This window comes from Heyndrickxia coagulans DSM 1 = ATCC 7050 (assembly GCF_000290615.1).
Classification (GTDB): domain Bacteria; phylum Bacillota; class Bacilli; order Bacillales; family Bacillaceae_C; genus Weizmannia; species Weizmannia coagulans.
In genome coordinates, this window is sequence record NZ_ALAS01000065.1 from 1 (window position 1) to 26,323 (window position 26,323).

The 26,323-nt window shown below is 48.9% G+C and carries 28 protein-coding genes; 7 read left to right on the forward strand and 21 right to left on the reverse strand.

Annotated elements, in window-relative coordinates; genetic code table 11:
• Nucleotides 1-495: 495 nt before the first annotated feature.
• Nucleotides 496-732: a NifU family protein gene (locus IC21_RS02590; protein WP_013860124.1), complete on the forward strand. Its 237-nt coding sequence runs from the start codon at nt 496-498 to the stop codon at nt 730-732.
• Nucleotides 733-901: 169 nt separating this feature from the next.
• Here IC21_RS02590 and yutH read toward each other — a convergent pair whose 3' ends face one another.
• On the reverse strand, nt 902-1,912 hold the full coding sequence (yutH, locus tag IC21_RS02595) for a spore coat putative kinase YutH (RefSeq protein ID WP_029142397.1): 1,011 nt from the start codon (nt 1,910-1,912) through the stop codon (nt 902-904).
• Between the two features lie 132 nt (nt 1,913-2,044).
• Between yutH and IC21_RS02600 the strand changes: the two genes are divergently transcribed.
• Nucleotides 2,045-2,548, forward strand: a complete 504-nt coding sequence (locus tag IC21_RS02600; protein WP_019721402.1) for a phosphatidylglycerophosphatase A family protein — start codon at nt 2,045-2,047, stop codon at nt 2,546-2,548.
• A gap of 120 nt (nt 2,549-2,668) precedes the next feature.
• Here the strand turns inward: IC21_RS02600 and IC21_RS02605 are convergent, their stop codons facing one another.
• The 4 genes from IC21_RS02605 to lipA all read right to left on the reverse strand — a co-directional run bounded on the left by IC21_RS02605 (nt 2,669) and on the right by lipA (nt 5,306).
• Complete coding sequence (locus IC21_RS02605) at nt 2,669-3,433, reverse strand: TIGR01457 family HAD-type hydrolase (protein WP_017554576.1); 765 nt, start codon at nt 3,431-3,433, stop codon at nt 2,669-2,671.
• Nucleotides 3,434-3,459: 26 nt separating this feature from the next.
• Nucleotides 3,460-3,900 carry a DUF86 domain-containing protein gene (locus IC21_RS02610; RefSeq protein WP_029142398.1) on the reverse strand — a complete coding sequence of 147 codons (441 nt, stop codon included), beginning with the start codon at nt 3,898-3,900 and terminating at the stop codon, nt 3,460-3,462.
• Nucleotides 3,901-3,949: 49 nt separating this feature from the next.
• Nucleotides 3,950-4,243 (reverse strand): YutD family protein, encoded by a 294-nt coding sequence (locus IC21_RS02615; RefSeq protein ID WP_371729386.1) that lies wholly within the window; start codon nt 4,241-4,243, stop codon nt 3,950-3,952.
• Between the two features lie 142 nt (nt 4,244-4,385).
• Entirely contained in the window at nt 4,386-5,306 is a 921-nt protein-coding gene (gene lipA / locus IC21_RS02620; RefSeq protein ID WP_013860130.1) for a lipoyl synthase, read from the reverse strand.
• Between the two features lie 215 nt (nt 5,307-5,521).
• Between lipA and IC21_RS02625 the strand changes: the two genes are divergently transcribed.
• Nucleotides 5,522-6,505 (forward strand): M23 family metallopeptidase, encoded by a 984-nt coding sequence (locus tag IC21_RS02625; protein ID WP_013860131.1) that lies wholly within the window; start codon nt 5,522-5,524, stop codon nt 6,503-6,505.
• A gap of 29 nt (nt 6,506-6,534) precedes the next feature.
• Here the strand turns inward: IC21_RS02625 and yunB are convergent, their stop codons facing one another.
• The 15 genes from yunB to IC21_RS02705 all read right to left on the reverse strand — a co-directional run bounded on the left by yunB (nt 6,535) and on the right by IC21_RS02705 (nt 23,099).
• Nucleotides 6,535-7,257, reverse strand: coding sequence for a sporulation protein YunB (yunB, locus tag IC21_RS02630; protein ID WP_029142399.1), 723 nt, complete (start codon nt 7,255-7,257; stop codon nt 6,535-6,537).
• A gap of 443 nt (nt 7,258-7,700) precedes the next feature.
• A complete protein-coding gene (locus IC21_RS02635; RefSeq protein ID WP_029142400.1) occupies nt 7,701-8,003 on the reverse strand; it encodes a YunC family protein in 303 nt (100 codons plus the stop codon).
• 179 nt (nt 8,004-8,182) lie between these two features.
• Nucleotides 8,183-9,559, reverse strand: coding sequence for a bifunctional metallophosphatase/5'-nucleotidase (locus IC21_RS02640; protein ID WP_029142401.1), 1,377 nt, complete (start codon nt 9,557-9,559; stop codon nt 8,183-8,185).
• 264 nt (nt 9,560-9,823) lie between these two features.
• The gene (sufB, locus tag IC21_RS02645; RefSeq protein ID WP_013860137.1) at nt 9,824-11,221 is read right to left on the reverse strand and encodes a Fe-S cluster assembly protein SufB; all 1,398 of its coding nucleotides are present in this window, start codon (nt 11,219-11,221) and stop codon (nt 9,824-9,826) included.
• Nucleotides 11,222-11,227: 6 nt separating this feature from the next.
• A complete protein-coding gene (sufU, locus tag IC21_RS02650) occupies nt 11,228-11,671 on the reverse strand; it encodes a Fe-S cluster assembly sulfur transfer protein SufU (RefSeq protein ID WP_017553424.1) in 444 nt (147 codons plus the stop codon).
• Entirely contained in the window at nt 11,661-12,890 is a 1,230-nt protein-coding gene (locus IC21_RS02655) for a cysteine desulfurase (RefSeq protein ID WP_019721397.1), read from the reverse strand. Before IC21_RS02655 ends, sufU begins: the two co-directional genes overlap by 11 nt.
• A complete protein-coding gene (gene sufD / locus IC21_RS02660) occupies nt 12,890-14,200 on the reverse strand; it encodes a Fe-S cluster assembly protein SufD (protein ID WP_029142402.1) in 1,311 nt (436 codons plus the stop codon). Before sufD ends, IC21_RS02655 begins: the two co-directional genes overlap by 1 nt.
• A gap of 16 nt (nt 14,201-14,216) precedes the next feature.
• Nucleotides 14,217-15,002 carry a Fe-S cluster assembly ATPase SufC gene (sufC, locus tag IC21_RS02665; RefSeq protein ID WP_017553421.1) on the reverse strand — a complete coding sequence of 262 codons (786 nt, stop codon included), beginning with the start codon at nt 15,000-15,002 and terminating at the stop codon, nt 14,217-14,219.
• Nucleotides 15,003-15,337: 335 nt separating this feature from the next.
• Nucleotides 15,338-15,694, reverse strand: coding sequence for a hypothetical protein (locus IC21_RS02670; protein WP_019721395.1), 357 nt, complete (start codon nt 15,692-15,694; stop codon nt 15,338-15,340).
• A 247-nt stretch (nt 15,695-15,941) separates the two neighbouring features.
• Nucleotides 15,942-16,250: a thioredoxin family protein gene (locus tag IC21_RS02680; protein WP_017554847.1), complete on the reverse strand. Its 309-nt coding sequence runs from the start codon at nt 16,248-16,250 to the stop codon at nt 15,942-15,944.
• Between the two features lie 57 nt (nt 16,251-16,307).
• Nucleotides 16,308-16,691 carry a glycine cleavage system protein GcvH gene (gene gcvH, locus IC21_RS02685; RefSeq protein WP_017554848.1) on the reverse strand — a complete coding sequence of 128 codons (384 nt, stop codon included), beginning with the start codon at nt 16,689-16,691 and terminating at the stop codon, nt 16,308-16,310.
• A 70-nt stretch (nt 16,692-16,761) separates the two neighbouring features.
• Nucleotides 16,762-17,121 (reverse strand): arsenate reductase family protein, encoded by a 360-nt coding sequence (locus IC21_RS02690; protein WP_029142403.1) that lies wholly within the window; start codon nt 17,119-17,121, stop codon nt 16,762-16,764.
• Nucleotides 17,122-17,225: 104 nt separating this feature from the next.
• Nucleotides 17,226-19,010: an acyl-CoA dehydrogenase FadE gene (locus tag IC21_RS02695; protein ID WP_029142404.1), complete on the reverse strand. Its 1,785-nt coding sequence runs from the start codon at nt 19,008-19,010 to the stop codon at nt 17,226-17,228.
• A 347-nt stretch (nt 19,011-19,357) separates the two neighbouring features.
• Nucleotides 19,358-20,536 (reverse strand): acetyl-CoA C-acetyltransferase, encoded by a 1,179-nt coding sequence (locus IC21_RS02700; protein WP_019721391.1) that lies wholly within the window; start codon nt 20,534-20,536, stop codon nt 19,358-19,360.
• A gap of 178 nt (nt 20,537-20,714) precedes the next feature.
• A complete protein-coding gene (locus IC21_RS02705; RefSeq protein WP_029142405.1) occupies nt 20,715-23,099 on the reverse strand; it encodes a 3-hydroxyacyl-CoA dehydrogenase/enoyl-CoA hydratase family protein in 2,385 nt (794 codons plus the stop codon).
• Between the two features lie 199 nt (nt 23,100-23,298).
• On the opposite strand from IC21_RS02705, the gene IC21_RS16060 reads away from it, so the two are divergent.
• The 3 genes from IC21_RS16060 (at nt 23,299) to IC21_RS02715 (ending at nt 24,405) form a co-directional block, all read left to right on the forward strand.
• Nucleotides 23,299-23,430 (forward strand): YuzL family protein, encoded by a 132-nt coding sequence (locus tag IC21_RS16060; protein ID WP_013860151.1) that lies wholly within the window; start codon nt 23,299-23,301, stop codon nt 23,428-23,430.
• A gap of 70 nt (nt 23,431-23,500) precedes the next feature.
• Nucleotides 23,501-23,755: a hypothetical protein gene (locus IC21_RS02710; protein WP_017554854.1), complete on the forward strand. Its 255-nt coding sequence runs from the start codon at nt 23,501-23,503 to the stop codon at nt 23,753-23,755.
• A 305-nt stretch (nt 23,756-24,060) separates the two neighbouring features.
• Nucleotides 24,061-24,405, forward strand: coding sequence for a spore coat protein (locus IC21_RS02715; protein WP_013860152.1), 345 nt, complete (start codon nt 24,061-24,063; stop codon nt 24,403-24,405).
• A gap of 36 nt (nt 24,406-24,441) precedes the next feature.
• Here the strand turns inward: IC21_RS02715 and IC21_RS02720 are convergent, their stop codons facing one another.
• A complete protein-coding gene (locus IC21_RS02720; RefSeq protein WP_080588400.1) occupies nt 24,442-25,662 on the reverse strand; it encodes an FtsW/RodA/SpoVE family cell cycle protein in 1,221 nt (406 codons plus the stop codon).
• Nucleotides 25,663-25,830: 168 nt separating this feature from the next.
• Here IC21_RS02720 and IC21_RS02725 point away from each other — a divergent pair, with 168 nt between their 5' ends.
• Nucleotides 25,831-26,151 (forward strand): thioredoxin family protein, encoded by a 321-nt coding sequence (locus tag IC21_RS02725; protein ID WP_029142407.1) that lies wholly within the window; start codon nt 25,831-25,833, stop codon nt 26,149-26,151.
• The last annotated feature ends 172 nt before the right edge of the window (nt 26,152-26,323 follow it).

The following is a 26,323-nucleotide window of genomic DNA, read 5'->3' on the forward strand; positions in this document are numbered from 1 at the left end:
AGGATGTCTCAACTACTCAAGCAGCCTGTACGCCCGTCAGTGGGCGTAAAGCATGGATCAGTTGCCCTGCATTCAAGCAGTTCATCGGCAGTGGGACATTTAAGCAAAATATTAGAGCTTTCATTTTAAGCCTGGCTCAGTGGGGACTGATCGTTGAGGCGCGCGAAATTTACGAGACTCCTGCGGGAAAAGCGAGCCAGGAGAGACCCCGCAGCGAGGTACGAGCGAGGAGGCTCGCTGGCCGCCCGCGGAAAGCGAGTGAATTTCGCGCGCCTCAACATCCCCGTTGTCCATCTTTATACGGAAATATCACATCTTTTCCGAAAATTACACCGAGCAAGTGAAGCACGGTAGCCGAAAGTGTACAAAAAGAGTGTCTTGGAATACCCGATATTTAAACCTTGTCGAGAAAAACTTGACACATACTATCCCTTTTTTATAATAGATTTTTCTCGTAATCCTGTATATAATGAGAGGTAAGAAAGGAGCGATCATATGCCTGCAGATACAATTACAGAACAAGTTCAGGAAGTATTGGATAAATTGCGCCCGTTTTTGCTCCGTGATGGCGGCGATTGCGAGCTGATCGACGTGGAAGACGGCATTGTCAAACTCCGCCTTTTAGGGGCATGCGGCAGCTGCCCGAGTTCCACGATCACGTTGAAAGCCGGGATAGAACGCGCATTGTTTGAAGAGGTTCCCGGCGTTGTGGAAGTTGAACAGGTTTTTTAACGGGCAGTACGCGGTTTCCTATCAAGGAGCCGCTTTTTTGCTGGGATAAAATGATTCTTGGCGTGGGCGATTCTCCGAGGCCATTCACACTATGCCCGGCATCCCCGCTTGCCTTCACGACGGACGGGCATGGCCGGCGGTGCGGTTCAGGTGCTTGCCGTCCTTTCTTTTATCGGGCTTTTAGCCATGCCACCCGGGGAATATGGTATTTTCTTATCGGGACTTCCGAGAGCTCATAAAATTCACCCAGAAATGCTTCGTATGCCTCTATCCCCCGTACAATTTTCCAAAGCTGTTCCTCATGCATGTTTTGTTCCTTTTCAGACCGGGTGAGAAAATAGGTTTCCACACATTCAAAATAATGAAGGGGAAACAGCAGGCGCGCGAAAATCAGCCGCCACGAAAAAGGCGAAAGCGGCGAAAGCGAAACATATTGCTGCAAAAAAGCGCGGACATCAGGCCGGAACGTGTGTGTTTTCTTAAAATACTGCGCGCGGATCCACTCGGCAATGTCCCTGCCTGCGTGGTCAAACACCCAGTCAAACGGGTGGTGGATGATAAATTTCCGGCCCCATGTTTCGTTTGAAAACCGTTCATGGCAAATGGTACCGGCATCCCCCGGGGCAGGCGCCTCATCCATTTCCGTATCGACGACATACTGGATCGCATTTTCACAAAGCCCCATGTAATAGGGAAACGTTTCGGCAAACAGGCGTTCAAACGGGCGGTCGGGGTGCTCTTCCACTGTCCGGTACCATGCCTTTTCCATTTGTTCAAGGCGCATTTCCCAGTAATTTTTCCATTCGCCCATCCGGTTTGTTTCCGTTATCTTGGCGGAAAGCGTGCGGCCGCGCAGGTGGAATTTCGCAAGCTTCCTGCCCGTGCGCATATTTCCGGGCGCTTTTTTATAGCGGTTTTCCAGTAAAACATAATCGCTATCCCCGTCCGTTACGAGAAACTTCTTTTCTTTAGATGGATAAAAGGCGGAGGCATAGCGGTCGCCATTCGTCACGAGGTGCCGAGACATTTCATATAATTCAACAAGCACATTTTCAGGAACATTTGTCACGGGAACGAGCGTATAAAGATTACCGTTTGCTTCATAGTGGACCCGTTTTCCGTCAAAAAAAGGCTGCCCGGCGTCAATGCCGTAATATTTTTTCAAAATGGCCTGTGCCATCATCTTCCCTCCCCCAAAAAATACATTGCACTTTCTACATTATATGTGAAGGAACGTGTATTCTTGCTTGATCTCATAAAATCCATTAGAATGATCATGCTAAAGAAAATGTCGAATAGTTGAGGTGAGAACATGGAAAACAAGAAAAATATGGATGTGTCAGAACAAATTGCAAGGCAGAGGTTGAAAGAACGGGGCGTAGAAGTGGAAGATATTGCGAAACTCGTCCTGTATTTGCAAGAAAAGTACTTTCCGGAAATGACACTGGAGGATTGCATGGAAAGTGTCAACGCCGTTCTGTCCAAACGCGAAGTGCAAAACGCCATTTTAACCGGGATCCAGCTGGATGTGCTGGCGGAAAAAGGGATGCTTGACGAACCGCTGCAAAGCACGATTGCGGTCGATGAGTCCCTTTACGGCATTGATGAAATTATGGCTTTGTCGATTGTGAACGTGTACGGTTCGATCGGCTTTACCAACTACGGGTATATTGACAAACAAAAACCGGGCATTTTGGCAAAGCTTAATGACCATTCCGACGGCTCATGCAATACGTTTCTCGATGATATCGTCGGGGCCATTGCCGCTGCAGCCGCAAGCCGCCATGCACACAGAGTGGCGCGTGTGCAGCCGTAAAAACAGAAAAAACGGCAAGATACGTTTTATTGTATCTTGCCGTTTTTTCGGTCTTCGTTTTCCAAATAACGCGGACTTTGCCGAGGCGGGCATATGGCTCCTCCTTTTGCCCCGCGCTTGTCACACTTCCCACTGGTCAAGGGTATCAACCGTATAGGTTGGCTGGACTTCTTTTGTTTTCAACATTTCCTTTGTCGTTACGCCGGTATGGACGAGCAGGGTGTCAATGCCCGTGCGGATGCCCGCCAGAATATCCGTATCGTAATTGTCCCCAACCATGATCGTCTCTTCTTTTTTCGAACCTAGATATTCAAGTGCCTGCTCGGTAATGATCGGTTCCGGTTTGCCGATAAAGACCGGCTTGGTTTGGGTCGCAACCGCAAGCACCGAGGTTAAAGCCCCGTTTCCCGGGAGCAGCCCGCGTTCAGTTGGAAGCGCAATATCGGCGTTCGTGGAAACAAATTTTGCCCCATTACGGATCGCAATGGCGCCGAGGGCTAGCTTTTCGTAAGTAATCTCCCGGTCGATGCCGAGCACCACATAATCGGGGTGATCGGATGTGACCGTAAAACCTTTTTCTTTGATGGCCGTTTTAATGCCTTCTTCGCCAATCACATATACAGAAGCATCCGGTTTTTCCTCATAAATATAGCGGGCGGTTGCCATGGATGTCGTAAAGACCTGCTCCGTTTTTGCCGGTATATCGAATCCGCGCAGTTTTTCGGCAACCTGGGCTGGTGTCCTCGAAGAATTGTTTGTAACAAATAAATACGGGATCCCTTTTTCCTGCAACCGGCTGACAAAATCGCCGGCTTCTTCTATTTTTTCCGTTCCGCGGTACATAGTGCCGTCCAAATCAATCAAATAGGCTTTATACTTTTTCATGCTGAAATTCCTCTCTGTTTCGTTGCTTATTCCCCTTTAAAAGCGTTAACCGGGCCGAGTTCGTTTGCCAGGTAAGTGCGCACATCTTTCGGAAACCGTTCGAGCGCCTTGAAGTTAGCCGCAAGCACTTCCTGAAAAGTGGCGTAATCCGGATCCGTATATTCCCGGACAAGCTGCTTCCTGAGCGCGATGACAGCCGTCAGCTGCTTTGCCGATTCGGCTGAAACCACATTTTCATCTTCCAAAATGTCAATGATGTCTTCGTAGCTCCCCGGATCGCGCATAATAAACCCGTCAATGATCGCGTTTCCGGCATCAAGGACCGATTCGATGACTGTTTCTGCAATTCTTTCCAAAGCAGCCTTTTCGATTTCGGTCTGCCAGGCCGGTTGCGCTTGAAACAAGGCAAGCCGCTTTTCCATAAATGACAATATCCCGTTTATTTTTTCACGATCCACAAAATACATCCTGTCACCTTCTGCCTAAAATTTATCAACTGGCGGTGCCGGGCAACACTTATTTGGCAACGACTTTCTTTGCGACAAAATAGGCACAGCCGAAATTGCAGTATTCATAAAGATATTCCGTGAGTGTACTGATTCTGGTGTCAAAAGTGGATTTCGGATTGCGGTCATCAAAAAAGCCGCGCAGCCGCAGCTGTCCGTAACCCCAGTCGCCGACAATATAGTCGTACTTTTCCAGTATTTCACTATATCTGCATCGGAATGCTTCTTCATTGTAGCCATTCCGGTAATTGTCAATAATCTCGTACGTATGGCGGTGGATGGTGACCAAGTTCAATCCCTCCATTTTCCCCGTGTGCCTTCCTGCCTAATTTTATTATAGCGAAAAAACGCCCAAATTCTAAGCGGAACGCGAAAAATTTTTTCAACTCCATTGAGCGGAATTTTCCGTGAAAAAAACTGCGCCCATCAAGTGCGCAGCCTGTTTCTCAAATTTGTTGCGTTTGTTCCATGTTCCCTAAAATATGCTTTGCTTTTGCAGCGGCACCTACCTGTTCATCCGCATGGTATGAAGAGCGGACAAGCGGGCCGGATTCGCAGTGGCTGAATCCCTTTTCAAGCGCTATTCGTTTTAATTCGGCAAATTCATCCGGGTGGTAATATTTGACCACTTTCATATGTTTTTTCGTCGGCTGCAAATACTGCCCGAACGTCACGATGTCCACATTATTGGCGCGCAGATCATCCATTGCTTCCGCCAGTTCTTCCATCGTTTCGCCGAGGCCGACCATGATGCTTGATTTTGTCGGAATCTCCGGCTGCATTTCCTTTGCCCGATGCAAAAATTCAAGCGACCTGTCGTACGTGGCGCGGGCGCGGACCCTTCTTGTCAGCCTCCGGACCGTTTCGATATTATGGTTTAAAATATCCGGTTTTGCATCCATCAATGTTTTTAAACTTTCGTACCGGCCCTGCAAATCGGAAGGCAGCACTTCAATGGTCGTAAATGGATTTATGCGGCGGATCGCACGGATCGTTTCAGCCATTACCGCTGCCCCGCCGTCTTTCAAATCATCACGGGCCACCATCGTCACAACCACATGCTTCAAGTTCATTTTTTGCACCGATTCAGCAACCCGTTCCGGTTCCTGCCAGTCAAGTTCGGACGGCAGCCCTGTTTTTACGGCGCAAAAACGGCAGGCGCGTGTGCACGTATCGCCCAGAATCATGAAAGTTGCAGTCCGCCTTGTTCCCCAGCATTCATGGATATTCGGGCATCTCGCTTCTTCGCAAACAGTATGTAAGTTTTCCGTACGCATTAATTTTTTTAATCCTGTATAATTTTCATTCGTATTAAGCTTGATTTTCAGCCATTCGGGTTTGCGTAAAATCTCTTCCTGTTTGTTCATTTTCCATCTCTCCCACCATTTTCCCGGGTTTGTTCTCTCTCACTTTACCACATTCGGCACTTCTTTGAAAAGAAAACGCCACCGGTTTTTCCAATATTTAATATTGATGAAAATCCGCTGCTCTTTCCACAATAAGCATAAGAAGATTTTCATATTGCGATTTTCTGTTTGTACGGTGCCAAATCGACAACATTGACAGAAAGAGGGTTTTCACATTGCGGTTTGCTTTGCTTTTCTGCCTTGTAACGGGGCTTTCATTTTCTGCCATTCATGCCCAAGCAAAAGAAATGCCCGATAAAGAAATGTACAAAAAACGGATGGAACTTTATCAGCATATGGAGGCATTTACCCAGATTCCGTGGTACAATTTGGCAGCCATTGACCAGTATGAACGGAGCATCCGGTTTGTCCGTTCCGACCTGCCGAAACCGGCCGGCCTTATTTCCATTTATTTTCCCCCTGAAAAGTGGTCCGGGCTTTCCAATCCGAACCACAATGATACCCGCCCGCTTTCGATTGCGTTTTTCGGCGGGATCGGCAAGGACGGGAACGGAGATGGGAAAGCTGACCGCAACCATGATCTGGACGTGCTTTTTACGATGAGCGACTATTTGCTGCAGTATGGAACGGACGACGACGGCTTTGAAATTGCGCTGTGGCATTATTACAAACGGGATAAAGCCGTGCAGCTGATTACGGAAAAGGCGAAGATTTACAAGACATTCGGCACCATTCAGCTGACAGACCAGGCGTTCCCGATCCCGCCCGGATACAATTACAGCTACCGGAGCACATGGGGCGACCGGCGCGGCTGGGGCGGACTCCGCATCCACGAAGGGACGGATATTTTTGCCGATTACGGCGTTCCGGTACGCGCGACTTGTTACGGGGTCATTGAATTGAAAGGGTGGAACAAGTACGGCGGCTGGCGCATCGGCATCCGTGATTTGAACAATTCATATCATTATTTTGCCCATTTAAGCGGTTATGCCAAAAATTTGCATGTCGGCCAGGTCGTCAAACCGGGCATGCTGATCGGCAGCGTCGGCAGCACCGGTTACGGCCCGCCCGGCACATCCGGAAAATTTCCGCCGCATTTGCACTACGGCATATACAAAGACAACGGCCGGAACGAATGGTCTTTTGATCCTTACCCGTACTTAAGGAGATGGGAATTGCTTGAGAAGCAGCGGAAATAAGGAGCACTACAATGCGCATGTGGCGCTCCTTATTTCGTGCTTTTCGGCAGTTCGATGAGCGGCTGCGCACCGCCGCCGTTTCCGTTATAAAATTGCGGGACATCGCCGTTATAGTTGCCCATTGCAAGCGGGACATCATGGGTGTAAGTGATGACATCCGAGGCAAACGGGATAATGACCTGCATTTTGATTTTGATTTGAACATAAATATAAAAAAATGCGTTGTTAATGCCGTATTCTTCTTTTTTTACTTTAATATTGGAGCTTTCAACATCCCCCACCATTTGAAAGTTCACGGGAATATCCGGCCCCATGTTCCCAAGCAGGGCGATATTGGTTACTTTCCCGAGCGGAACGGAAAAAATTTCGGGTTTTGATTTTTTCTTTTTGCCGAGCATGCCGTCGTTTGATATTTCTTCAAGAGACGTAATGTCTCCTTCTTCCACTTCTTTAAATTGGCGGGTAATTTGGTTTTCAATTTCAGACTGGGTGGCGGCCAATTCCCGCGGGTCAATCGTATCCAACTTGCTGTTTTTTCCGCCGCTCACATGGTCTTTAATTGCTTCGTTCGTGACATACGAGGCGATTTTTTTCATTTCCGACTCGGCGTACCGCATTAATGTTGGTTTTATGCCTTCGTCAATAATGATAATGCTGATAATGGTAGTCACCGTAAAAAATGCGATGGAAAGCAAAAGCACATACCGCGCCGGCAATGGTCCCCGCCGTTTTGAGGTGCGGAATTTTCGCATAAAAAATCCCCCCTGAAAGCAAATATATGTCTGTACAGGAGGGATTATGATCAAAAAACGCGGTCCTGGTTGGTGTGCTGAAGGATATTTTTATGTTTTCCGGCTGCGGTGCGGTTTGTCTTTCCTAATCTGTGAATGAAAGACATTTCGGCGGTTCCGGCAATGCGGTTTGTCCTTCATCACCCCGATGAAGGACGTTTCGCTGTTTCCCGGCACATGTTTTGTCCTTCATCACCCCGATGAAGGACATTTCGCTGTTCCCGGCTCTCCATTTTGTCTTTCATCACCCCGATGAAGGACATTTCGCTGTTCCCGGGTCTCCATTTTGTCCTTCATCACCCCGATGAAGGACATTTCGACACTTAGGGCCCTGCTTTTTGTCCTTCATCGCCCGGGAAAGACGCATGCAACACCTTTTTTTGTGCTTCAGTCTGATCGAACGTTTAGATCATTTTTAACAGTGCCTTTTTCCCGATCATGCCGGCGGTAATACCGAGTTTTTCCGCTTCATGGGTGACCGACTCGAGCGGTGCTTCCAGCAATTGTTCGATCGTCTTCACACCGACTGCCCTGCCGGCGATAATTTGGCGGTCTTTTAGTTGATCATTCAACAAGCTCACATCAAGCGCACCGCACATAATATAGCCCTTGTCGCACGATACGGCCAGCAAGGTTGTTTTCGGCAGCCGGACAGTTGTCGCGATAAACGTATGTCCCCCGATCTCAACAGGTGTTACGGTTACCATTTCCATTCGCCCCTTTCTTTTATACTTTATGAAAAGGGCGGTGAAAAGTTCCTGCCAGCCGCTGTGCTGCCATATCCCCATTCCGCAAAAAGGCCCTTGGAAACTACGTTGGCATCACTGATTCTCGGGGCCAGGAAACTTCGATTGATGCATTGCTGCCTTGCTTTGCGTCTGGGTATTTAATCCTGCTGGCCGTATTCCTTCAATAACTTCCATTCCATTACGTCACGCAAAAATTCCGGCATAAAATAATGGATTTTCGCCTCACGGATATGCGGGAAAAAGTCGCCAAATGTGTACATATCAATCGTTCCAAGCCTGTAGATGCGGTCCGGCTCCAGCGGCCTGCCCCCCACCTCTATTTTCTGCAAAGCATGATTAAAGCCGATATTCCGGTAAATAAACCGGCCCATGATTTTCCCGCGGAAACCGAGCCCTTTCAGCTCCAGATGCGGCCATTTCGGGTCGAGCGTGGAAAGAAGCACTTCCTGAAGTTTTTCGCCTGTCAGCTCGACCAGGCATGGGTTGATCGGGTGCGGGAGAATACGGTGGAGATCAAATTTCGTGACCGGCCCGTGTTCCAGACTGTCAAGCACAAGGCCGGCATTTAAAAACGCGCAATCGGCATCGCACCATTCCATTACCGCATCGCAAAGCAAGCCCGCAAGCCGGTTTTCCCTGAACCAGTCCGATTCCAATTTTTCCGGTAAATACACAAGTTTTTGATTCAATAATTTTTTTCCTTCAAAATAGTAATGTTCAATCTCGGCCGTTTCTCCGGGCGGTTCCTGGAAGTTCCCGGTCGGTAAAGCACGGGCGGACTGATAGACTATTTTTTTGGCAGCCGGATCGATTTCAAGCTTGACATGACCGATATAATAGCCGTATTTACCGGCTGCAGCAAGCAGCGTCCGTCCGTCCATTTCGCCTTTTGCCAGCACATGGTGCGTATGCCCGCCCAAAACAAGGTCCACTTCCGGGTACAGCTTTGCAATAAGGCGGTCGTCATGAATGCCGAGATGCGACAAGACGATAAGGATATCCGCCTCGTTTTTTAAAATATCCATTTGTTTTCCAAGTTCTTCCAGCGGATTGGAGAGCTGCCAGCCAAGCAGCCGGTACAGTTTATAAAATCCTGCCGTCACACCGGTTACCCCGATTTTGACACCGCTTTTTGTCATGTACAATTTCCGCGGCGCTGCCCACTGTGGCCGTTTCCCGTTTTCTCTATACAGGTTGGCAAGAATCACGTCAAATTGCGCTTCCCCATACAATGTGTCAAGCGCCTCATGCGGCATCGTAATTCCTTCATTATTGCCGATGGTTGCAGCCAAATACCCCAGTTGATTTAAAAGCCGGACATTTGCTTTGCCCATAGTCCCTTCTGTATACGGATGCCATCTGTCGACATGGTCGCCAAGATCAAACAGTAGCATCTCTTCATGTTGCCGGGCATGCTGCACCTGTTTCCGCTCAAGAAAATGGCGGATTTTCGGCCAGTTTTCAAAATGGCTGTGGATATCATTTGTATGGTATATATGTAAAATTTCGTTCATGTTTGGTCCCCTTATCGTTATGAGGGTAATCTCGTCATGCCGTTTCATACGGCCGCTTTTTATCCTTTATGCTTATGCAGTTTATTTTACCACGATTTTCAAATCGGCGCCCCATGAAAAAAACAGCCGCGCGGAATCCGCAAGCGGCTGTTTTTTCTGCCATCACGTTTAAAACCGTGCTTTACAGCAGGATATCAGCAGGAGCGATTCGCGGGGTCAATCGCAACCCTACGTTCACCCTTTATAAACGTTGATATATCAAGGTTATCCAATCGAGCCTTCCATCTCGAACTTGATCAAACGGTTCATTTCAACGGCGTATTCCATCGGAAGTTCTTTTGTGAACGGTTCGATGAAGCCCATCACAATCATTTCCGTTGCTTCCTGTTCGGAAATGCCGCGGCTCATCAGGTAAAAGAGCTGTTCTTCCGACACTTTTGAGACTTTTGCTTCGTGCTCCAACGAAATATTGTTGTTTAAAATTTCGTTGTAAGGCACAGTGTCTGATGTGGACAGGTGATCCATAATCAGCGTGTCGCATTCGACATTGGAACGTGCGCCGTCCGCTTTCCGGCCGAAATGCACCATGCCGCGATATGTGACTTTTCCGCCGTGTTTTGAAATCGATTTGGATACGATCGTGGACGATGTATTCGGCGCCAGGTGGTACATTTTTGCGCCGGCATCCTGGTGCTGGCCTTTTCCGGCGATCGCGATCGACAGCGTCATGCCGCGTGCCCCTTCGCCTTTCAGCAACACGGAAGGATACTTCATCGTCAGTTTCGAACCGATGTTGCCGTCAATCCATTCCATTGTCGCATTCTCTTCACAAACAGCACGTTTCGTTACAAGATTATAAACGTTGTTCGCCCAGTTTTGGATCGTCGTATAACGGCAATAGGCATTTTTCTTGACGATAATTTCAACGACTGCGCTGTGGAGGGAGTTTGTCGTGTAAACCGGCGCCGTGCAACCTTCGACATAGTGGACAGAGGCACCTTCGTCAACGATGATAAGCGTCCGTTCAAACTGCCCCATATTTTCCGAATTGATCCGGAAGTAAGCTTGCAGTGGGGTATCCACTTTTACACCCGGCGGTACATAAATGAAAGATCCCCCCGACCAGACAGCCGAGTTTAAAGCCGCAAATTTATTGTCCGTCGGCGGAATGACGGTTGCCCAGTATTTGCGGAAAATATCTTCATTTTCTTTTAAAGCGGAGTCCGTATCTTTGAACACAATCCCGAGTTTTTCGAGATCCTGCTTCATGTTATGGTAGACAACTTCCGATTCGTACTGTGCAGAAACGCCGGCCAGGTATTTTTGTTCCGCTTCCGGAATGCCAAGCTTATCAAATGTGTTTTTGATTTCCTGCGGCACTTCATCCCACGAGCGGCCGGCATGTTCCGTCGGTTTGACGTAATACGTTATGTCGTCGAAATTTAACGCGGACAGATCGCCGCCCCATTGCGGCATCGGTTTATTGTAAAAATGTTCAAGAGACTTCAGGCGAAAATCAAGCATCCATTGCGGTTCTTCTTTCATTTTTGAAATTTCTTCCACAATTTCTTTCGTCAATCCGCGTTTTGCACGGAAAATGGAAACGTCTTTATCATGAAAGCCGTATTTGTAATCGCCGATTTCCGGCATTTTTTTAGCCATCAGCCATCATTCCTCCAATCCTTTTTCGCTTCTTACCCCTTTTTCCATTGCTTTCCATGCCAAAGTTGCACATTTGATCCGGGCGGGGAATTTGGATACGCCGTGTAATGCTTCAATATCGCCAAGATCTTCCGACTCTTCATAGTCTTTTCCCTGCACCATTTCCGAGAAAATGTGGGAAAGTTTCAGCGCTTCATCGACTGTCTTTCCCTTGACGGCCTGTGTCATCATGGAGGCCGACGCCATCGAGATGGAACAGCCTTCACCGGTAAATTTCGCATCCCGGATGAGGCCGCCCTCCACTTTCATCGTCAAATGGATCCGGTCGCCGCAAGTCGGGTTATTCATGTCGACTGTCAGGCTTCCATCTTCCAAACTGCCCCTGTTCCGCGGATTTTTATAATGGTCCATAATCACACTGCGGTAAAGCGCATCAAGATTAGAAGACATTTGTGAAATACTCCTTTGCTTTGACGATACCGGCAACAAGTTTGTCAATATCTTCTTTCGTATTATATAAATAAAAGCTTGCGCGTGCGGTCGCTGTCACGTCCAGCCATTTCATCAACGGCTGCGCACAGTGGTGCCCCGCGCGGATCGCAATTCCTTCCGCATCGAGAATGGTCGCGGCATCATGCGGATGCACGTTTTCCAGATTAAATGTTACAAGGCCGGCGCGTTCGTCTGCGCTTTCCGGGCCGTACACCGTAATCCCTTCTAATTCAGAAAGCTGCCCGAGGCAATAAGCACTTAAATCCTGTTCATGCGCGGTGATTTCATCAAGCCCGATTTCTTCGAGAAAATCGATGGCTTCCCCGAGGCCGATTGCACCGGCAATGATCGGGGTGCCGCCTTCAAACTTCCACGGAAGTTCTTTCCAGGTGGAATCGTACAGGCCGACAAAATCAATCATTTCGCCGCCGTACTCGAGCGGTTCCATCTCTTCAAGCAGCGCCTTTTTGCCGTACAGGACGCCGATGCCGGTCGGGCCGCACATTTTGTGGCCGGAAAATGCAAGAAAGTCGCAGTCAAGATCCCTTACGTCCACTTTCATATGCGGCGCACCCTGGGCGGCATCCACGACCATGTAAGCACCACGGCTGTGTGCAATTTTCGCCATCTCTTTTACCGGGTTAATCGTGCCGAGCACGTTGGAGACAAGTGCTGCTGCCACTATCTTCGTCCGCTCCGTGACCGTTTTTTCCACATCTTCAAGCCGCAACGTGCCGTTTTTTTGCATCGGCACATATTTCAAAACGGCGCCTTTTCTTTTGGCGAGCTGCTGCCACGGAATCAGGTTGCTGTGGTGCTCCATGTAGGTAATGACGATCTCATCGCCTTCCTGTACTTGTGCATCACCGAAACTGCGGGCAACAAGGTTCAGCCCGGCTGTCGTCCCTTTTGTAAAAATTATTTCTTCCGTTGATTCGGCGCCGATAAATTTGCGGACTTTTTCGCGCGCGCCTTCGTAATGGTCGGTCGCTTTTGTCCCAAGCGTATGGACGCCGCGATGGACATTCGAATTATATTCCCGGTAATATTGGTTGACGGCCTCAATGACACGGAGCGGCTTTTGTGAAGTCGCAGCACTGTCTAAATAAACAAGCGGGTGGCCGTTTACTTCCTGGTCCAATATGGGAAACTGCCGGCGAACTTCTTTGATATCCATTATCTGACTTTCCTTTCAATGACTTCCGTCAATTGTTTTTTTACACTTTCAATCGGAAGCTGATTGACAACCGGTGCAAGGAAGCCGTGGATGATCAGCCTTTCCGCTTCAATTCTTGAAATCCCGCGGCTCATCAAATAGTAAAGCTGGACCGGATCGACACGGCCGACAGATGCGGCGTGGCCAGCCATGACGTCGTCTTCATCAATGAGCAGCATCGGGTTTGCATCGCCGCGCGCTTTTTCGCTTAGCATGAGGACACGCGATTCCTGCTCGGCGTCCGACTTGCTCGCGCCGTGCTCGATTTTGCCGATCCCGTTAAAAATCATCGTGGACGCGTCTTTGACAACGCCATGTTTTAAAATGAAGCTTTCTGTATTTTTCCCGAAGTGGGTAATGCGCGTTGTAAAGTTTTGCGTCTGTTTGCCGCGGCTGACCACAACGGTTTTGGAATGGGAAACGGATCCGTCGCCCACAAGATTGGTCGTATTGTCTGAAATCGTATTGCCGTCATTCATCATGCCGAGCGACCATTCAATTTGGGCATCGCGCCCGGTGTAACCGCGGCGGTTCACATACGTGGTGACCCCTTTTGCAAGCGCATCAACCGCGCCGTATTCGATCTTTGCATTGGAGCCGGCAATGACTTCCGTTATGATGTTCACAATGCCTTTTGCACCATCGTTTGCCGAAATATAGTTTTCCACATAGGTGACGGCACTATTTTCTTCAGCGACCACCAGCACATGGTTGAAAAGCGGCGCTGTTTCATGGTCGTGCACATAAATGGCCTGAACCGGTTCTTCGAGCACAACGTTTTTTGGCACGTATAAGAATGTCCCGCCGTTCATCAGCGCAGCATGGAGCGCCGTCAAACGATGTTCATCAGGCTTAACCGCCTCTGTCATCAAATATTTTTGGACGAGCTCAGGATGTGTCCTCACTGCTGTCAAAATATCGGCCAAAATGACGCCTTGTGCTTTCGCGCTTTCCGACAAGGACAGATAAGCCGGTGTCTGGTTATGCTGGATATACAAGTTTTGCTTCGCGTTTTCAAGATCCACGAGCACCTTTACTTTTTCCGGCAGTTCATTCAAAGTGCTGTAGGCTGCGCTTTCCATGCTGAAATCGGTAAATTGCGTAAAGTTCCATTTATTCAGTTTCGTCTTGTCCACTTCCGGAAGCGGCAGGACCTGGGCCCGGGCTAATGCCTGGAGGCGGAACTCCTTCAGCCATTCCGGTTCACCATTTTGTTCGGAAAAGGTGCGGACATCTTGCTCATTCATTGCTAATTTCGTTTCTGTCATCAAGTCTCTCGCCCCCTGCTTAAGCTTCCTGGCCGACCGTTTCGTCTTCGATGCCAAGTTCCTGTTTAATCCATTCGTAGCCTTCCGCTTCAAGGCGGTTTGCCAGTTCAGGGCCGCCTGATTTGACGATGCGCCCTTGCATCATGATGTGGACGGCATCCGGTGTAATATAGTTTAACAATCGTTGGTAGTGGGTAATGATAATGCAGCCGAAATCTTCGCTGCGCATCGAGTTGATGCCTTTTGCGACAACTTTCAATGCATCGATGTCAAGGCCGGAGTCGATTTCATCGAGAATCGCAATTTTCGGTTCAATCATCATAAGCTGCAAAATCTCGTTCCGTTTTTTCTCGCCGCCGGAAAAGCCTTCATTCAAATAGCGTTGCGCCATGTTCGTATCCATTTCAAGAAATTCCATCTTTTTGTCGAGCTCGCGGATAAATTTCATCAGCGGGATTTCATTGCCTTCGCCGCGGCGCGCATTGATCGCCGAGCGCAAAAATTCCGCATTTGTCACGCCGCTGATTTCGCTTGGATATTGCATCGCGAGAAACAGGCCGGCTTTCGCACGTTCATCGACTTCCATTTCCAGCACATTTTTTCCGTCAAGCGTGATGGTCCCTTGGGTAACGATGTATTTCGGGTGCCCCATAATGGCAGAAGACAGCGTCGATTTCCCTGTTCCGTTCGGGCCCATGATCGCATGAAATTCACCGCTGTTTACTTCCAGATTGACCCCTTTTAAAATTTCTTTTCCCTCTACTTCGACGTGAAGATCTTTTATTACGAGTTTTGATCCTGCCATAAAAAATTCCTCCGTTGTTTGTATATTCAGATCCAATTTATTCTTAATTTATTCTCATTATTATTTTATAACAAATGAAAACTATGCGCAACTAGTAAAAACCTGTGGATAACCATGGCATGCCATCTTTTTTCCGCGGTTTTCCGGTCTTGCTTATTCATTAATAATAGCACAAAATAGAGCCGGTATAAAATTCCTGATACAGATTTCTTGAATTTCCCTGGATTGCGCATTGGGAATCCGGGCAGCCGCCTGAAACGGCATAAAAAAAGCCGGGATTTGTTTTGCAATCCCGGTTATGCTGTGATTCTCATTTTCAGTCTGTTATTTGATAATCAGGCGGATCTGGCTTTGCTTTTTGGCACAGGTTGCGGAGTTCCCGCAAGCCAGAATAAAGATTCCAGCAATAAAAAATGGCGATACGTTCCCCTGTACCGGAGTTCGCCCATTTTCAGAAATGTCCCGAGGCGCGCACGGCGGGACAGAAGCTGTTCGAATTGCCGGAGCGCCATTTCCAGTTCAAAATCCGCTTTGCCGGTTTCAAGCTGCACGCAACACTCCTTGGAAAAAGCAACGAGCAAGCATTCTTCCCCTGTGCGGAACGATACGGTAACAGGCACCGCCGGCAGCAGCATCCGCAATTGTTTTTTCCGTGCCAGGCTGTTCAGGAAAAACTGGATGGTCCGTTTCATGGCAACACGCTCCAATCCTCATTTCCTTTACCTATTCTGCACGGGTAGCGCTGATCCTGCCGGAATCGTTCAACAAATCGCGCGCTTTTCCGGCCGGTTTTGGCGGCAATGCTCGAACAGTGTCTGAAAAAAGTTTTTTCTGCGGTTTGAACGGCGTTTTTGCGCAAAAGCCTGCCCGTTTTTTTCCGCCATGCAAGCGGTGTTTCCGTTTATGAATGCCCAAATCGGATGTTCCGCCGTTTTCTCATTAAAAAGAAGACAATTTTTCAAATAATGCCGGGACGGATTGAAAAGCGTACACTTTGTCTATTGCTTTCCCGTTTTCAAGGAGGAGCAGGCACGGTACGCTTTCGATCTTGTATTTTTCCGCCATTTGTGGCACGTAATTCAGATTGGCTTTGGCATAAGGAAAGCGGGGGACGGCCTGTTCTGCAATCTCCAGCATCCTCCCCGCCAGCTGGCATGTGCCACATAATGGCGTGTAAAAGTACAGGGCGAGTTTTTCTTCCTGCAAAATCCGTTCCTCCAGTTGTTTTTCCCTTGTCCAGTCCTGCATGGCAATCCATCCTTTACACAAAAAGGCACCGCAGCTTGGAGTGCAGTGCCAGTTATTTTATGCTTCGTTGATCATTTCCTCGTACTGTTCCGCCGTCAGCAAATCATCCAGTTCAGCAGAGTCGGCCGGTTCAACGACAATCATCCACGCTTTTTCATACGGGGATTCGTTGACGAATTCCGGGTTATCGCTCAAGTCGGCATTAACCGCAACGACTTTGCCGCTGACCGGCGCGTACAGTTCCGACACCGTTTTCACGGATTCGACACTGCCAAACGGTTCTTTCGCCGAAACTTCATCGCCTTCTTCTGGCAGTTCAACAAATACGATATCGCCGAGTTCGGCCTGGGCAAAATCAGTGATGCCGATCCGGACATGGCCGTCTTCTTCTTTCACCCACTCATGATCATCCGTATACCGCAGTTCTTCAGGTACCGCCATCTCAATCCCTCCGTTATGTATCCGTAATAGCCTTCAGTTTTAAATTACCGAAAACAAGCACTTAAATCAATCACTTTTTCAATAATTTTTCATAGGCATCCTCTTTAAAGCCGAACATGGCAAAGGCATCGCCCGCAAGAACCGGCCGTTTGATCAGCATGCCGTCGGAAGCCAGCAGTTCAAGCGCTTCTTCATCGCTCATTTCCGGGATCTTATCTTTCAAACCGAGTTCGCGGTACTTCTGCCCGCTTGTGTTGAACAGCCTTTTGATCGGCAGCCCGCTTTTTTCATAAAAGTCCTTAAGAAGCGCTTTTGAAGGCGGATTTTCGACAATGTGCACCGCTTCATAGGCAATGCCATGTTCGTCCAGCCATTTTTTCGCTTTCCGGCAAGTCCCACATTTCGGATACCAATAGAAAGTAAGGGCCATTTTGTCCACTCCTGTCATCATCTTGTCTTATCTGTATGTTAGCCGATTTTCCCCGGCGATGCAAAAGAAAAGGGACTCCGGCGGGCCGGAAATCCCTTTTTGCATTACAGCACATAGCGTTCTGCTTCGATAATTCTATCCGCGGCTTCGCGTTTTTTCGCAATGACGTTGGTTGGCGTATGGCGTGCCAGCTTGCGGAGGGCGGAAAGCGTCATTTGCAGCTGGTCGCCTTCAAGGCAGGCTGCGAGCGATTCTTTTGCAATTTGTTCGCATTGATTGAACGCTTCCTGAGTGAAAATTTGGGTATAGAGCAGCTTTTGGTTATGTTTTTCGGCACCGTCTTTGTTGATTGCTTTTTCCGTCCGGAGCACGCATGACTCTGCGGCATATACATTCGAAACGAGATCTGCCACGTTGGCAAGCAGTTCCTGTTCGTTTTCGAATTTTTTGCCGTACGTTTGCAGGGCGGTACCGGCAACAAGCAGGGTAACCTTCTTCATGTTGCGGACGAGATATTTTTCCTGCTCGAGCGGCGCGTCGCCGACTTGTTCCGGCATCATCATCATGAGCTCTTCCTGCAGGCTTTGCGCTTTTTGCAACAGCGGCAGTTCCCCGCTGAACGCTTTTTTCACGTATGTGCCCGGCACAATCAGGCGATTGATTTCGTTTGTCCCTTCAAAAATCCGGTTAATCCGGGAATCGCGATAGGCACGCGAGACTTCGTATTCATCCATAAAGCCGTAACCGCCGTGGATTTGCACCGCTTCATCGACGACATAGTCCAGCACTTCGGAAGCAAAGAACTTGTTCAGCGAGCATTCAATCGCATACTCGGCGATCGCATTGGCCACTGCCCGCCCGTCTTTTTCTTCTTCCGGCGTAAAATGGCTCATTCTTTCATCAAACAATCCGACTGTCCGGTAGACGGAACTTTCGGCTGCGTACAGTTTGGATGCCATCGTGCCGAATTTTTCTTTTGTCAGGTTAAACTGCGAGATCGGCGTTTTGAACTGCTGGCGGCCGTTCGCGTATTTGACGGCGATTTCGAGCACGTGCTTGCTGGAGCCGACCGCGCCGACGCCCAGTTTATAACGGCCGATGTTCAAAATGTTAAATGCAATTTTATGCCCTTTGCCGATTTCCCCAAGCACGTTTTCAACCGGCACCGGCACGTCTTCCAAGATAAGCGTCCTTGTGGAAGAAGATTTAATCCCCATTTTCTTTTCTTCCGCGCCCGTTGAAACGCCCGGGAATGTGCGTTCCACGATAAAGGCCGTGAACTTGTCGCCGTCAATCTGCGCATACACGGTGAAAACATCAGCAAAGCCGGCGTTCGTGATCCATTGTTTTTCCCCGTTTAAAATATAATGCGTACCGGCTTCGTTTAATCTTGCAACGGTTTTGGCGCTCCGTGCGTCCGACCCCGAGCTTGGTTCCGTTAAGGCATAAGCCGCAAGCCATTCGCCGGTTGCGAGTTTCGGCAAATATTTTTTCTTTTGTTCTTCGTTGCCGAACAAAACGATCGGAAGCGAGCCGATGCCGACGTGCGCGCCGTGGGAGATGGCAAAGCCGCCGACTTTTGCGAGCCTTTCGGAAATCAGGGCGGAGCTTACTTTATCAAGGGCGAGGCCGCCGTATTCTTCCGGCACATCGGCGCTCAAAAGCCCGAGTTCGCCTGCTTTTTTCAGCAATTTAACAGAGCGGTCAAATTCATGGTTTTCCAGATATTCAATTTGCGGGACCACTTCATTGTTCGTATAGTCTTCCGCCGTTTTGGCGATCATTTTTTGTTCTTCTGTCAGCTCTTCCAGCGTAAATACTTGATCCGGTGTAATGTCATCAATTAAAAAACTGCCGCCTTTTACAAATGCATCCGTTTTGTTCGCCATTTACAATTCCTCTCCTTTTTATCTGTAATGAGCGGCCGCAGATGTGCTCCGCGGCTCTTATCTCCATTAAAAACAATTCAACAGGCCAGGTCCTGCTCCGGCGTTTTGCCTTTAAACGCCCATTCTGCAGTGAACGCGGCACCAGCGGAAAAATGAAAATCATCCAGCGTATATTTTTAGGATAGAGACAGCTGATCCGCTTTTTACCCTGGTCCGGTCTCTTGCCGCTTGGAACCTGCTGCTCTGCTTTTAGCCCTGGTATCCATCCATTTCAAAACCTTGCCATGGTCCGGTACCTGCACGTTTCCATTTGAAACCGGATGGCCGCCTGCTTTGGTCCATTGCCATCAAGACACGAGTTCAAATACACCAGCTGCACCCATACCGCCGCCGATACACATCGTGACGACGCCGAACTGCACGTTTCTGCGCTTCATTTCATGGGCAAGCGTTAACGTCAGCTTGGCGCCAGTGCAGCCGAGCGGGTGGCCGAGGGCAATTGCGCCGCCGTTGACATTGACGATGTCTTCATTCAGGCCGAGCTGGCGGATCACCTGGATGGACTGGGAAGCAAAGGCTTCATTCAGTTCGAACAACCCGATATCCTCAAGTTCCAACCCTGCCAGTTTCAAAGCTTTCGGCACAGCTTCCACCGGGCCGATCCCCATGATTTCAGGCGGCACCCCGGCAACCGCGAACGAGCGGAATTTCAACAGTGCTTTGAGCCCAAGCGATTCAGCTTTTTCTTTATCCATCAGCATCACCGCAGCCGCGCCGTCGCTTGTTTGCGACGAGTTCCCGGCCGTAACGGTTCCGGTTACCGAGAATGCCGGGCGCAGTTTTCCGAGCGTTTCCACATTTGTATCCGGCCGGACCCCTTCATCCTGCGAAAAGACGACTTTCTTTTCAACAAGTTTGTTGTCTTCGCCGACCGAACGCAATGTGACCTCAACCGGCACAATTTCGTCTTTGAATTTGCCTTCTGCAATCGCTTTTGCCGCTTTTTGGTGGCTGCGCACGCTGAAGGCATCCTGGTCTTCGCGGCTGACGCCGAATTTTTTGGCGACTTCTTCGGCCGTATGCCCCATGCCCATATAGTATTCCGGCGCAGTTTCTGCGAGGCGCACATTCGGGCGGACGACATGGCCCATCATCGGGACAAGGCTCATCGATTCCGCACCGCCGGCAATGATCGTGTCAGCGTGGCCGAGCATGATCCTTTCGGCGCCGTAGGCAATCGCCTGCAGCCCGGACGAGCAGTACCGGTTGATCGTAATGGCCGGCACCGTATCCGGCAATCCTGCCAGGGCCCCGATATTGCGCGCCATATTGAGCCCCTGCTCCGCTTCCGGCATGGCGCAGCCGATAATCAAATCATCAATATTTCCTTCATAGTTGCCGGCTCGTTTCAACGTTTCTTTTACGACAAGTGCACCTAGATCATCCGGCCGTGTTTGTGCGAGCGTCCCTTTTTTCGCTTTGCCGACCGGCGTTCTCGCCCCTGCAACAATGACAGCTTCCCTCATCACATTCCCCTCTTTCCGTGTTTTTGTAAAAGGCCCTTCCATCACCGCCTGGGGTGATGGATCGGGGTTTTCCCATATACAGTTGCATTCCCCGGGAAAACCCCTTTATGTTGTATATGAAAAATTCGGGCGGAATCTTTTCCTGCCAGGGGACCGGCATTCGCCAATCCGCGGGGCTCTAATTCCGTAACGGTTTTCCTTTTAACAGCATGTGCTGCATCCGCTGCTGTGTTTTTGGCTGTGCAATCAGACTCAGGAACGCTTCCCTTTCCAAATCGAGCAGGTATTGTTCATCCACTTTTGTCCCGAACGGCACTTTCCCGCCTGAAAGCACAAAGGCGATCTTTTTCGCGATTTCAAGGTCATAGTCGGAAATATAGCCCGACAGATGCAATTGCTGGGCCCCAAGCAACAACGCTGCATAACCGGATTCGCCTGTGACCGGCACTTTTTCGCGGACAGGCGGTTTGTACCCTGCGTCAGCAAGGCGCAGCACAGCCTGTTTTGCATCATAAATCAGATGGTCTTGGTTAAAGCTGACCCCGTCCGTCCGGTCAAGGAAGCCGGACTCGCGCGCTTCTTCAGCAGAAGTGGACACTTTCGCCATCGCAATCGTTTCAAAGACTTTGTTCACGACATTTTGCAAGTCGAACTGTACGCCTTCCGGAATGTTTTTCAAATGCTTGATGTACAGCTCTTTGTTGCCGCCTCCGCCCGGAAGCAGGCCGACGCCCGTTTCGACAAGGCCCATATACGTTTCGCTTGCCGCCTGGATATGCGCCGTATGCAGGCACACCTCCGCGCCGCCGCCCAAAGTCATCGCAAACGGTGCTGCAACAACCGGTTTTTGGCTGTATTTGATCTTCATCATCGTGTTCTGGAACTGGCGGACGACCATGTCAAGTTCAAAGATATTGTCATCCTGCGCTTCCATCAGCATCAAAGCAAGGTTTGCGCCGACACAGAAGTTTTTGCCCTGGTTGCCGATCACAATCCCTTTGTAATGATTCTCTGCTTCGTCCACGGCATAATTGATCATTTGCAAAATGTCGAGCCCGATTGCGTTGCTTTTTGAATGGAATTCAAGCAGCAGCACCCCGTCGCCGATGTCGATTAAGCTTGCGCCGGCATTTTCTTTCAGCACTTTGCCCTGCGTTTTCAAAGTTTTGAGATTGATTTCTTTCGGATTGGCTGGAACCGGCTTGTATGCTCCGTTGTCATAGTACGAGACGGCGCCGTTTTCTTCTTTGTAAAAAGACGTAAAGCCTTTTTCCAGCATGCCTTTCACCCAGCCGGGCACTTGAAGGCCGTCCTGCTCCATTTTTTGCACGGATTTTTCAACGCCGATTGCATCCCATGTTTCAAACGGGCCGAATTTCCAGCCGAAGCCCCATTTCATCGCCTGGTCGATGGCGAGAATATCGTCGGCAATCACGCCGGCCAGTTCTGCCGAATACACAAGGCAAGGCGCGAGAATATTCCAGAGCAGCTGTCCGGCACGGTCATCCGCATACACAATCGTTTTGATTTTATTGGCGGTTCCTTTTGCCTGCCGGGCCGCCTCCAAAGAAGCCGCTTTCATTTTCGTGCGTTCGCCGTATTCCAGTGTTTCCGGATTTAATTCATAGATTTCTTTTCCTTTTTTTTCATAAAAGCCTTTGCCGGTTTTGCTGCCAAGCCAGCCGTTTTCAACGAGTTTGTGCATGAATGCCGGCACTTTAAAAACTGCTTTTTCTTCGCCTTCCGTTTTTTCATACACGTTATTCGCAACATGGACGAACGTATCGATCCCGACCACATCGAGCGTCCGAAATGTTGCGCTTTTTGGCCGGCCAATCACCGGGCCTGTCACGGAATCGACTTCGCCGACCGTGTAGCCGCCTTTCATCATCTCCCGCACGGTGACAAGCAGGCCGTATGTACCGATGCGGTTGCCAATAAAGTTTGGCGTATCTTTTGCAAGCACGACGCCTTTTCCGAGCACGTCCTCGCCGAACTGCTTCATAAATGAAGTGACGTCCGGGTCGGTGTCAGCGGTCGGGATCACTTCGAGCAGTTTCAAATAGCGCGGCGGGTTAAAAAAGTGGGTCCCGAGAAAATGCTTTCTGAAATCTTCGCTCCGCCCTTCTGCCATCGCTTCGATCGAAATGCCGGATGTGTTTGAACTTACAATGGTCCCCGGCCGGCGGAAGCGTTCCACTTTTTCAAATACTGATTTTTTAATATCCAAACGTTCTGTGACCACTTCAATTATCCAGTCTGCTTCTTTCAGCCGTTCAAGGTCGTCTTCCAGGTTGCCCGCTTCGATGAGCGCGAGGCTTTTTTTCGATGTGAGCGGGGCCGGTTTTTGTTTTAACAGCTTCTGCAGCGCAGACTGGCTGAAGCGGTTTCGGACGGCTTTGTCCTCCAATGTGTACCCCTTTGCTTTCTCCGCTTCCGTGAGTGCGTTCGGGACGATGTCAAGCAAAAATACCGGAATCCCGATGTTTGCCAGATGTGCGGCGATGCCCGATCCCATCACGCCGGAACCGATGACAGCCGCTTTTTGAATGGTATACCGCATAGTGCATCCCCTTTCTTTTGAATGAATGCTCATTCATTAAGCGCTTAAAAAAATAACGCTTTCATCTTTAATAATAATATATACGAATTTTTTCATTCTATCAATCACTTCATCTCAAAAAATCGCCATTTTTTTAAAATTTTTTATATGCCCATACCATTTTGGGCAAGCTAAACGAAAATCGCGGGGAGGTGAACCAATGGCGAAGCTGAAGAAAAACCCGTCAAAAGCGGGTGTGAGCGCGGCAAGCGTAAAAGGAAATGCCGGCCCGACAGTGGAGCGTGACGGCGGCGGAAAAGTAAACAGCCAAAACAACCAGTACAAAAAATAAGCAGGCGGCTGCATAGGATCCGCAGCTCCTTCAAACAATAAAGGGAGACTTGGATAAAGGAGGAAATGGAATGCAACAACAGCCTTTTTCACAGCAGCAAAGCGGGCAAACGGTTTACAACGCTCCGCCCGATCGTATGTCAACAAAAGATTTGGCCTATGTGGATGATATGCTGGCCTGGAATCTGCTGGCGATGAAAAAAGCGCATGATGCGGCAACACGCTGCCAGGACAATGAATTGAAAGCCGTTTTTGAAGCGTGCGGGCAAATGCACCAGCGCCACTACAACCAGATTTTGGGGCATTTGAAAAGCCACTTGCAATAACAAAAAAGAATGCCGGCCCGCCACAAAAAGCGAAACCCGCTTTTCCAGTTCATGAAAAGCAGGCGTTCGCAGCCCGCCCCGGAATGCGCGCACAGCCCGATCCCTAGAAAAAAGCCTGCATGAAGGGAGGCTGTCCGTCCGGGGCAACCGCACTTCCCAGCCTGAAGCAAGCACTGACTGCTCCGGCAGCCGGGCTTAACGGAAAACGGGAGCTGCCCAGCCCAATCCCTGCCCGGGTTTGGCGGCAGAGATACCTGAATGCGGAGCGCGCGTCATACGACCATTTTAAAAAGGAGGTACAACATATGGATTCCCAACAGCAGCAGCAAAAAATTCAAAACCCGAAAACACAATTTCCTGAAACACCGGAAATGAACGACCGCGATCTTGCCAATGACCTGCTTTCGATGGAAAAATACATGACTGCTTCTTATCATACCGCCATGAACGAAGCGAGCCACGAAAAACTGTATCGCGATCTCCTGGCCATTTTTACGGAAACACAGAATGAGCAGCGCAAATTGTATGAGACGATGTTCCAAAAAGGCTGGTACAGTATGGAAGCAGCAGAACAGCAAAAACTGCAGCAGTCTTACCAGCAGCACCAGGGCTATGCTTCGCAGTTCCCGTACGGCGGGAAGGTGCAATAGCCGCAAAAAACAGGCGGCACGGGGCCGCCTGTTTTTTTATTTTTCGTTGGAAAACATATATTTTCTGTAATGGTAACGGATTGAAAAAATAAATCCGACCGCAAGCATATTCCCTATCAGCGAACTCCCCCCGTAGCTGATAAACGGCAGCGGGATCCCGGTAATCGGCAGCACCTGTATCGTCATGCCGATATTTTCAAACACGTGGAACGTAATCATCGCAATGACACCCGCGCAAATGTAGGAATAAAAATCATTTTTCGTCTCAAGCCCTGCTTTTATGATATGGTAAATAAGCATAAAAAACAAGCCGATGACAATGCTACCGCCGATAAAGCCGAACTGCTCGCCGATCACGCTGAAAATAAAGTCCGTCTGGTTTTCCGGAAGGCTCACTTCGGTTGTGCCAAGCCCTTTTCCAAACGTCTGGCCGGAACCAATGGCCAAAAGAGACTGAATCAAGTGGTAGCCGTCCGTATTGGAATAGTTATAAGGATCAATCCAGGCATAGATCCGGCCAAACTGGTACGAACGGACACCAAGATATTTTTCGAGAAGTGCCGGCTGCCAGAGGACGAGATAAAAAATCAGTCCCGCCAGTGCCGCGCCGCTGCCGAAAATTGGAAGCATCAGTTTCCATGTGATGCCCGACACAAATACAAGCCCGAAAAAAATGGCAATAAACACAAGTGACGTCCCTAAATCCTGTTGAATGGTCAACATGAGCGGCACGAACAAGCAGATGCCAAGTTTCACAAACAGCCAGAAGTCCGATTTCACTGACCGGTTCAGCACTTTTTCATTATGATCCGAAATAAGGCGTGCCATTGCTAAAATTAAAAATGGCTTCATGATTTCAGAAGGCTGGAATGTCCCAATCACCGGGAGCACAAACCAGTTTTTCGCGCCATTACGCTCCGGAGCAATGCTGGCTGGCGCCAGAATCAGCAAGATCAACAGCAAAATCCCGAACCCGTAACCGTACCACGATATTTTTTTCAGCTGGTCGGAGTCAAGGCGGATCACCAATGCTATTATGATTGCTCCGACCACATAGTTGATGACTTGTTTTATCAGATAACTGCTGTTAGCCGTATAAATGGCAACAAGGCTGACAATGCAGAACAACATCAGCGTTAAAACCAGCCCGTAATCAATTTTAGAACCTTCATCCCGCGAAGACAATTCCATCACCTGACTTCTCAATGCCGGAACCGCCGGCCGTAAAATAAAATAAATGATACGGATCCAAAACAACCGGCCCCCATCATTTTTTCATACAAGCTTTATTATACATCATACATGACGAAGCACAATCCTTTTCGTTTTGGAAATATTTCTTTGGCAGGTTGAAAAATGTTGAAATCCGCCTGCCGCTCTTTATACAATAAGAAAGAAATGATAAAGGATGGAGATGGTCTGGAAGTGGAAGCGATTAAAAGTGCGGAAGAATTTAACACGGTAACGGGAGGAGAAGCGCCGGTTATCGTGAAATTTTATGCAGACTGGTGTCCGGATTGCAAAGTGATGGATATGTTTATTGGTGATGTGATCAAAGACTATCCGCAATATAAATGGTATGAAATCAACAGCGACGAGTTCCGTGCGATTGCGGATGAAAACCAGGTGATGGGGATACCGAGCCTGCTCGTTTTCCAAAACGGCGAGAAAAAAGCGCATCTACACAGTGCAAATGCAAAGTCGCCGGAAGAGGTACGCGAATTTTTAAATGATGTCGCATTGTAAAAAAAGGGCGATTAAGTCCGTATAATTGTGTAAAAAGAAGGAGTCATTTTATCAACTCTTGGCAACACTGTTTTCAACAACAATAAACAATGAAAAGAGGAGATAAAATGACTCACTTACAGTTTAACCTAAATTTGGATGTTTTAAAAGAAGCCATCATGACTTGTATGTG

Excerpts from the sequence above, each read along its gene's own strand:
- IC21_RS02590 (WP_013860124.1), top strand. The coding sequence starts at position 496 with ATGCCTGCAGATACAATTACAGAACAAGTTCAGGAAGTATTGGATAAA.
- yutH (WP_029142397.1), bottom strand. The coding sequence starts at position 1,912 with ATGGCACAGGCCATTTTGAAAAAATATTACGGCATTGACGCCGGGCAG.
- IC21_RS02600 (WP_019721402.1), top strand. The coding sequence starts at position 2,045 with ATGGAAAACAAGAAAAATATGGATGTGTCAGAACAAATTGCAAGGCAG.
- IC21_RS02605 (WP_017554576.1), bottom strand. The coding sequence starts at position 3,433 with ATGAAAAAGTATAAAGCCTATTTGATTGATTTGGACGGCACTATGTAC.
- IC21_RS02610 (WP_029142398.1), bottom strand. The coding sequence starts at position 3,900 with ATGTATTTTGTGGATCGTGAAAAAATAAACGGGATATTGTCATTTATG.
- IC21_RS02615 (WP_371729386.1), bottom strand. The coding sequence starts at position 4,243 with ATGGAGGGATTGAACTTGGTCACCATCCACCGCCATACGTACGAGATT.
- lipA (WP_013860130.1), bottom strand. The coding sequence starts at position 5,306 with ATGAACAAACAGGAAGAGATTTTACGCAAACCCGAATGGCTGAAAATC.
- yunB (WP_029142399.1), bottom strand. The coding sequence starts at position 7,257 with ATGCGAAAATTCCGCACCTCAAAACGGCGGGGACCATTGCCGGCGCGG.
- IC21_RS02635 (WP_029142400.1), bottom strand. The coding sequence starts at position 8,003 with ATGGTAACCGTAACACCTGTTGAGATCGGGGGACATACGTTTATCGCG.
- IC21_RS02640 (WP_029142401.1), bottom strand. The coding sequence starts at position 9,559 with ATGAACGAAATTTTACATATATACCATACAAATGATATCCACAGCCAT.
- sufB (WP_013860137.1), bottom strand. The coding sequence starts at position 11,221 with ATGGCTAAAAAAATGCCGGAAATCGGCGATTACAAATACGGCTTTCAT.
- sufU (WP_017553424.1), bottom strand. The coding sequence starts at position 11,671 with ATGTCTTCTAATCTTGATGCGCTTTACCGCAGTGTGATTATGGACCAT.
- IC21_RS02655 (WP_019721397.1), bottom strand. The coding sequence starts at position 12,890 with ATGGATATCAAAGAAGTTCGCCGGCAGTTTCCCATATTGGACCAGGAA.
- sufC (WP_017553421.1), bottom strand. The coding sequence starts at position 15,002 with ATGGCAGGATCAAAACTCGTAATAAAAGATCTTCACGTCGAAGTAGAG.
- IC21_RS02670 (WP_019721395.1), bottom strand. The coding sequence starts at position 15,694 with ATGAAACGGACCATCCAGTTTTTCCTGAACAGCCTGGCACGGAAAAAA.
- IC21_RS02680 (WP_017554847.1), bottom strand. The coding sequence starts at position 16,250 with ATGCAGGACTGGACAAGGGAAAAACAACTGGAGGAACGGATTTTGCAG.
- gcvH (WP_017554848.1), bottom strand. The coding sequence starts at position 16,691 with ATGGCGGTACCTGAAGAACTGCGGTATACGGATGATCATGAGTGGGTG.
- IC21_RS02690 (WP_029142403.1), bottom strand. The coding sequence starts at position 17,121 with ATGGCCCTTACTTTCTATTGGTATCCGAAATGTGGGACTTGCCGGAAA.
- IC21_RS02695 (WP_029142404.1), bottom strand. The coding sequence starts at position 19,010 with ATGGCGAACAAAACGGATGCATTTGTAAAAGGCGGCAGTTTTTTAATT.
- IC21_RS02700 (WP_019721391.1), bottom strand. The coding sequence starts at position 20,536 with ATGAGGGAAGCTGTCATTGTTGCAGGGGCGAGAACGCCGGTCGGCAAA.
- IC21_RS02705 (WP_029142405.1), bottom strand. The coding sequence starts at position 23,099 with ATGCGGTATACCATTCAAAAAGCGGCTGTCATCGGTTCCGGCGTGATG.
- IC21_RS16060 (WP_013860151.1), top strand. The coding sequence starts at position 23,299 with ATGGCGAAGCTGAAGAAAAACCCGTCAAAAGCGGGTGTGAGCGCGGCA.
- IC21_RS02710 (WP_017554854.1), top strand. The coding sequence starts at position 23,501 with ATGCAACAACAGCCTTTTTCACAGCAGCAAAGCGGGCAAACGGTTTAC.
- IC21_RS02715 (WP_013860152.1), top strand. The coding sequence starts at position 24,061 with ATGGATTCCCAACAGCAGCAGCAAAAAATTCAAAACCCGAAAACACAA.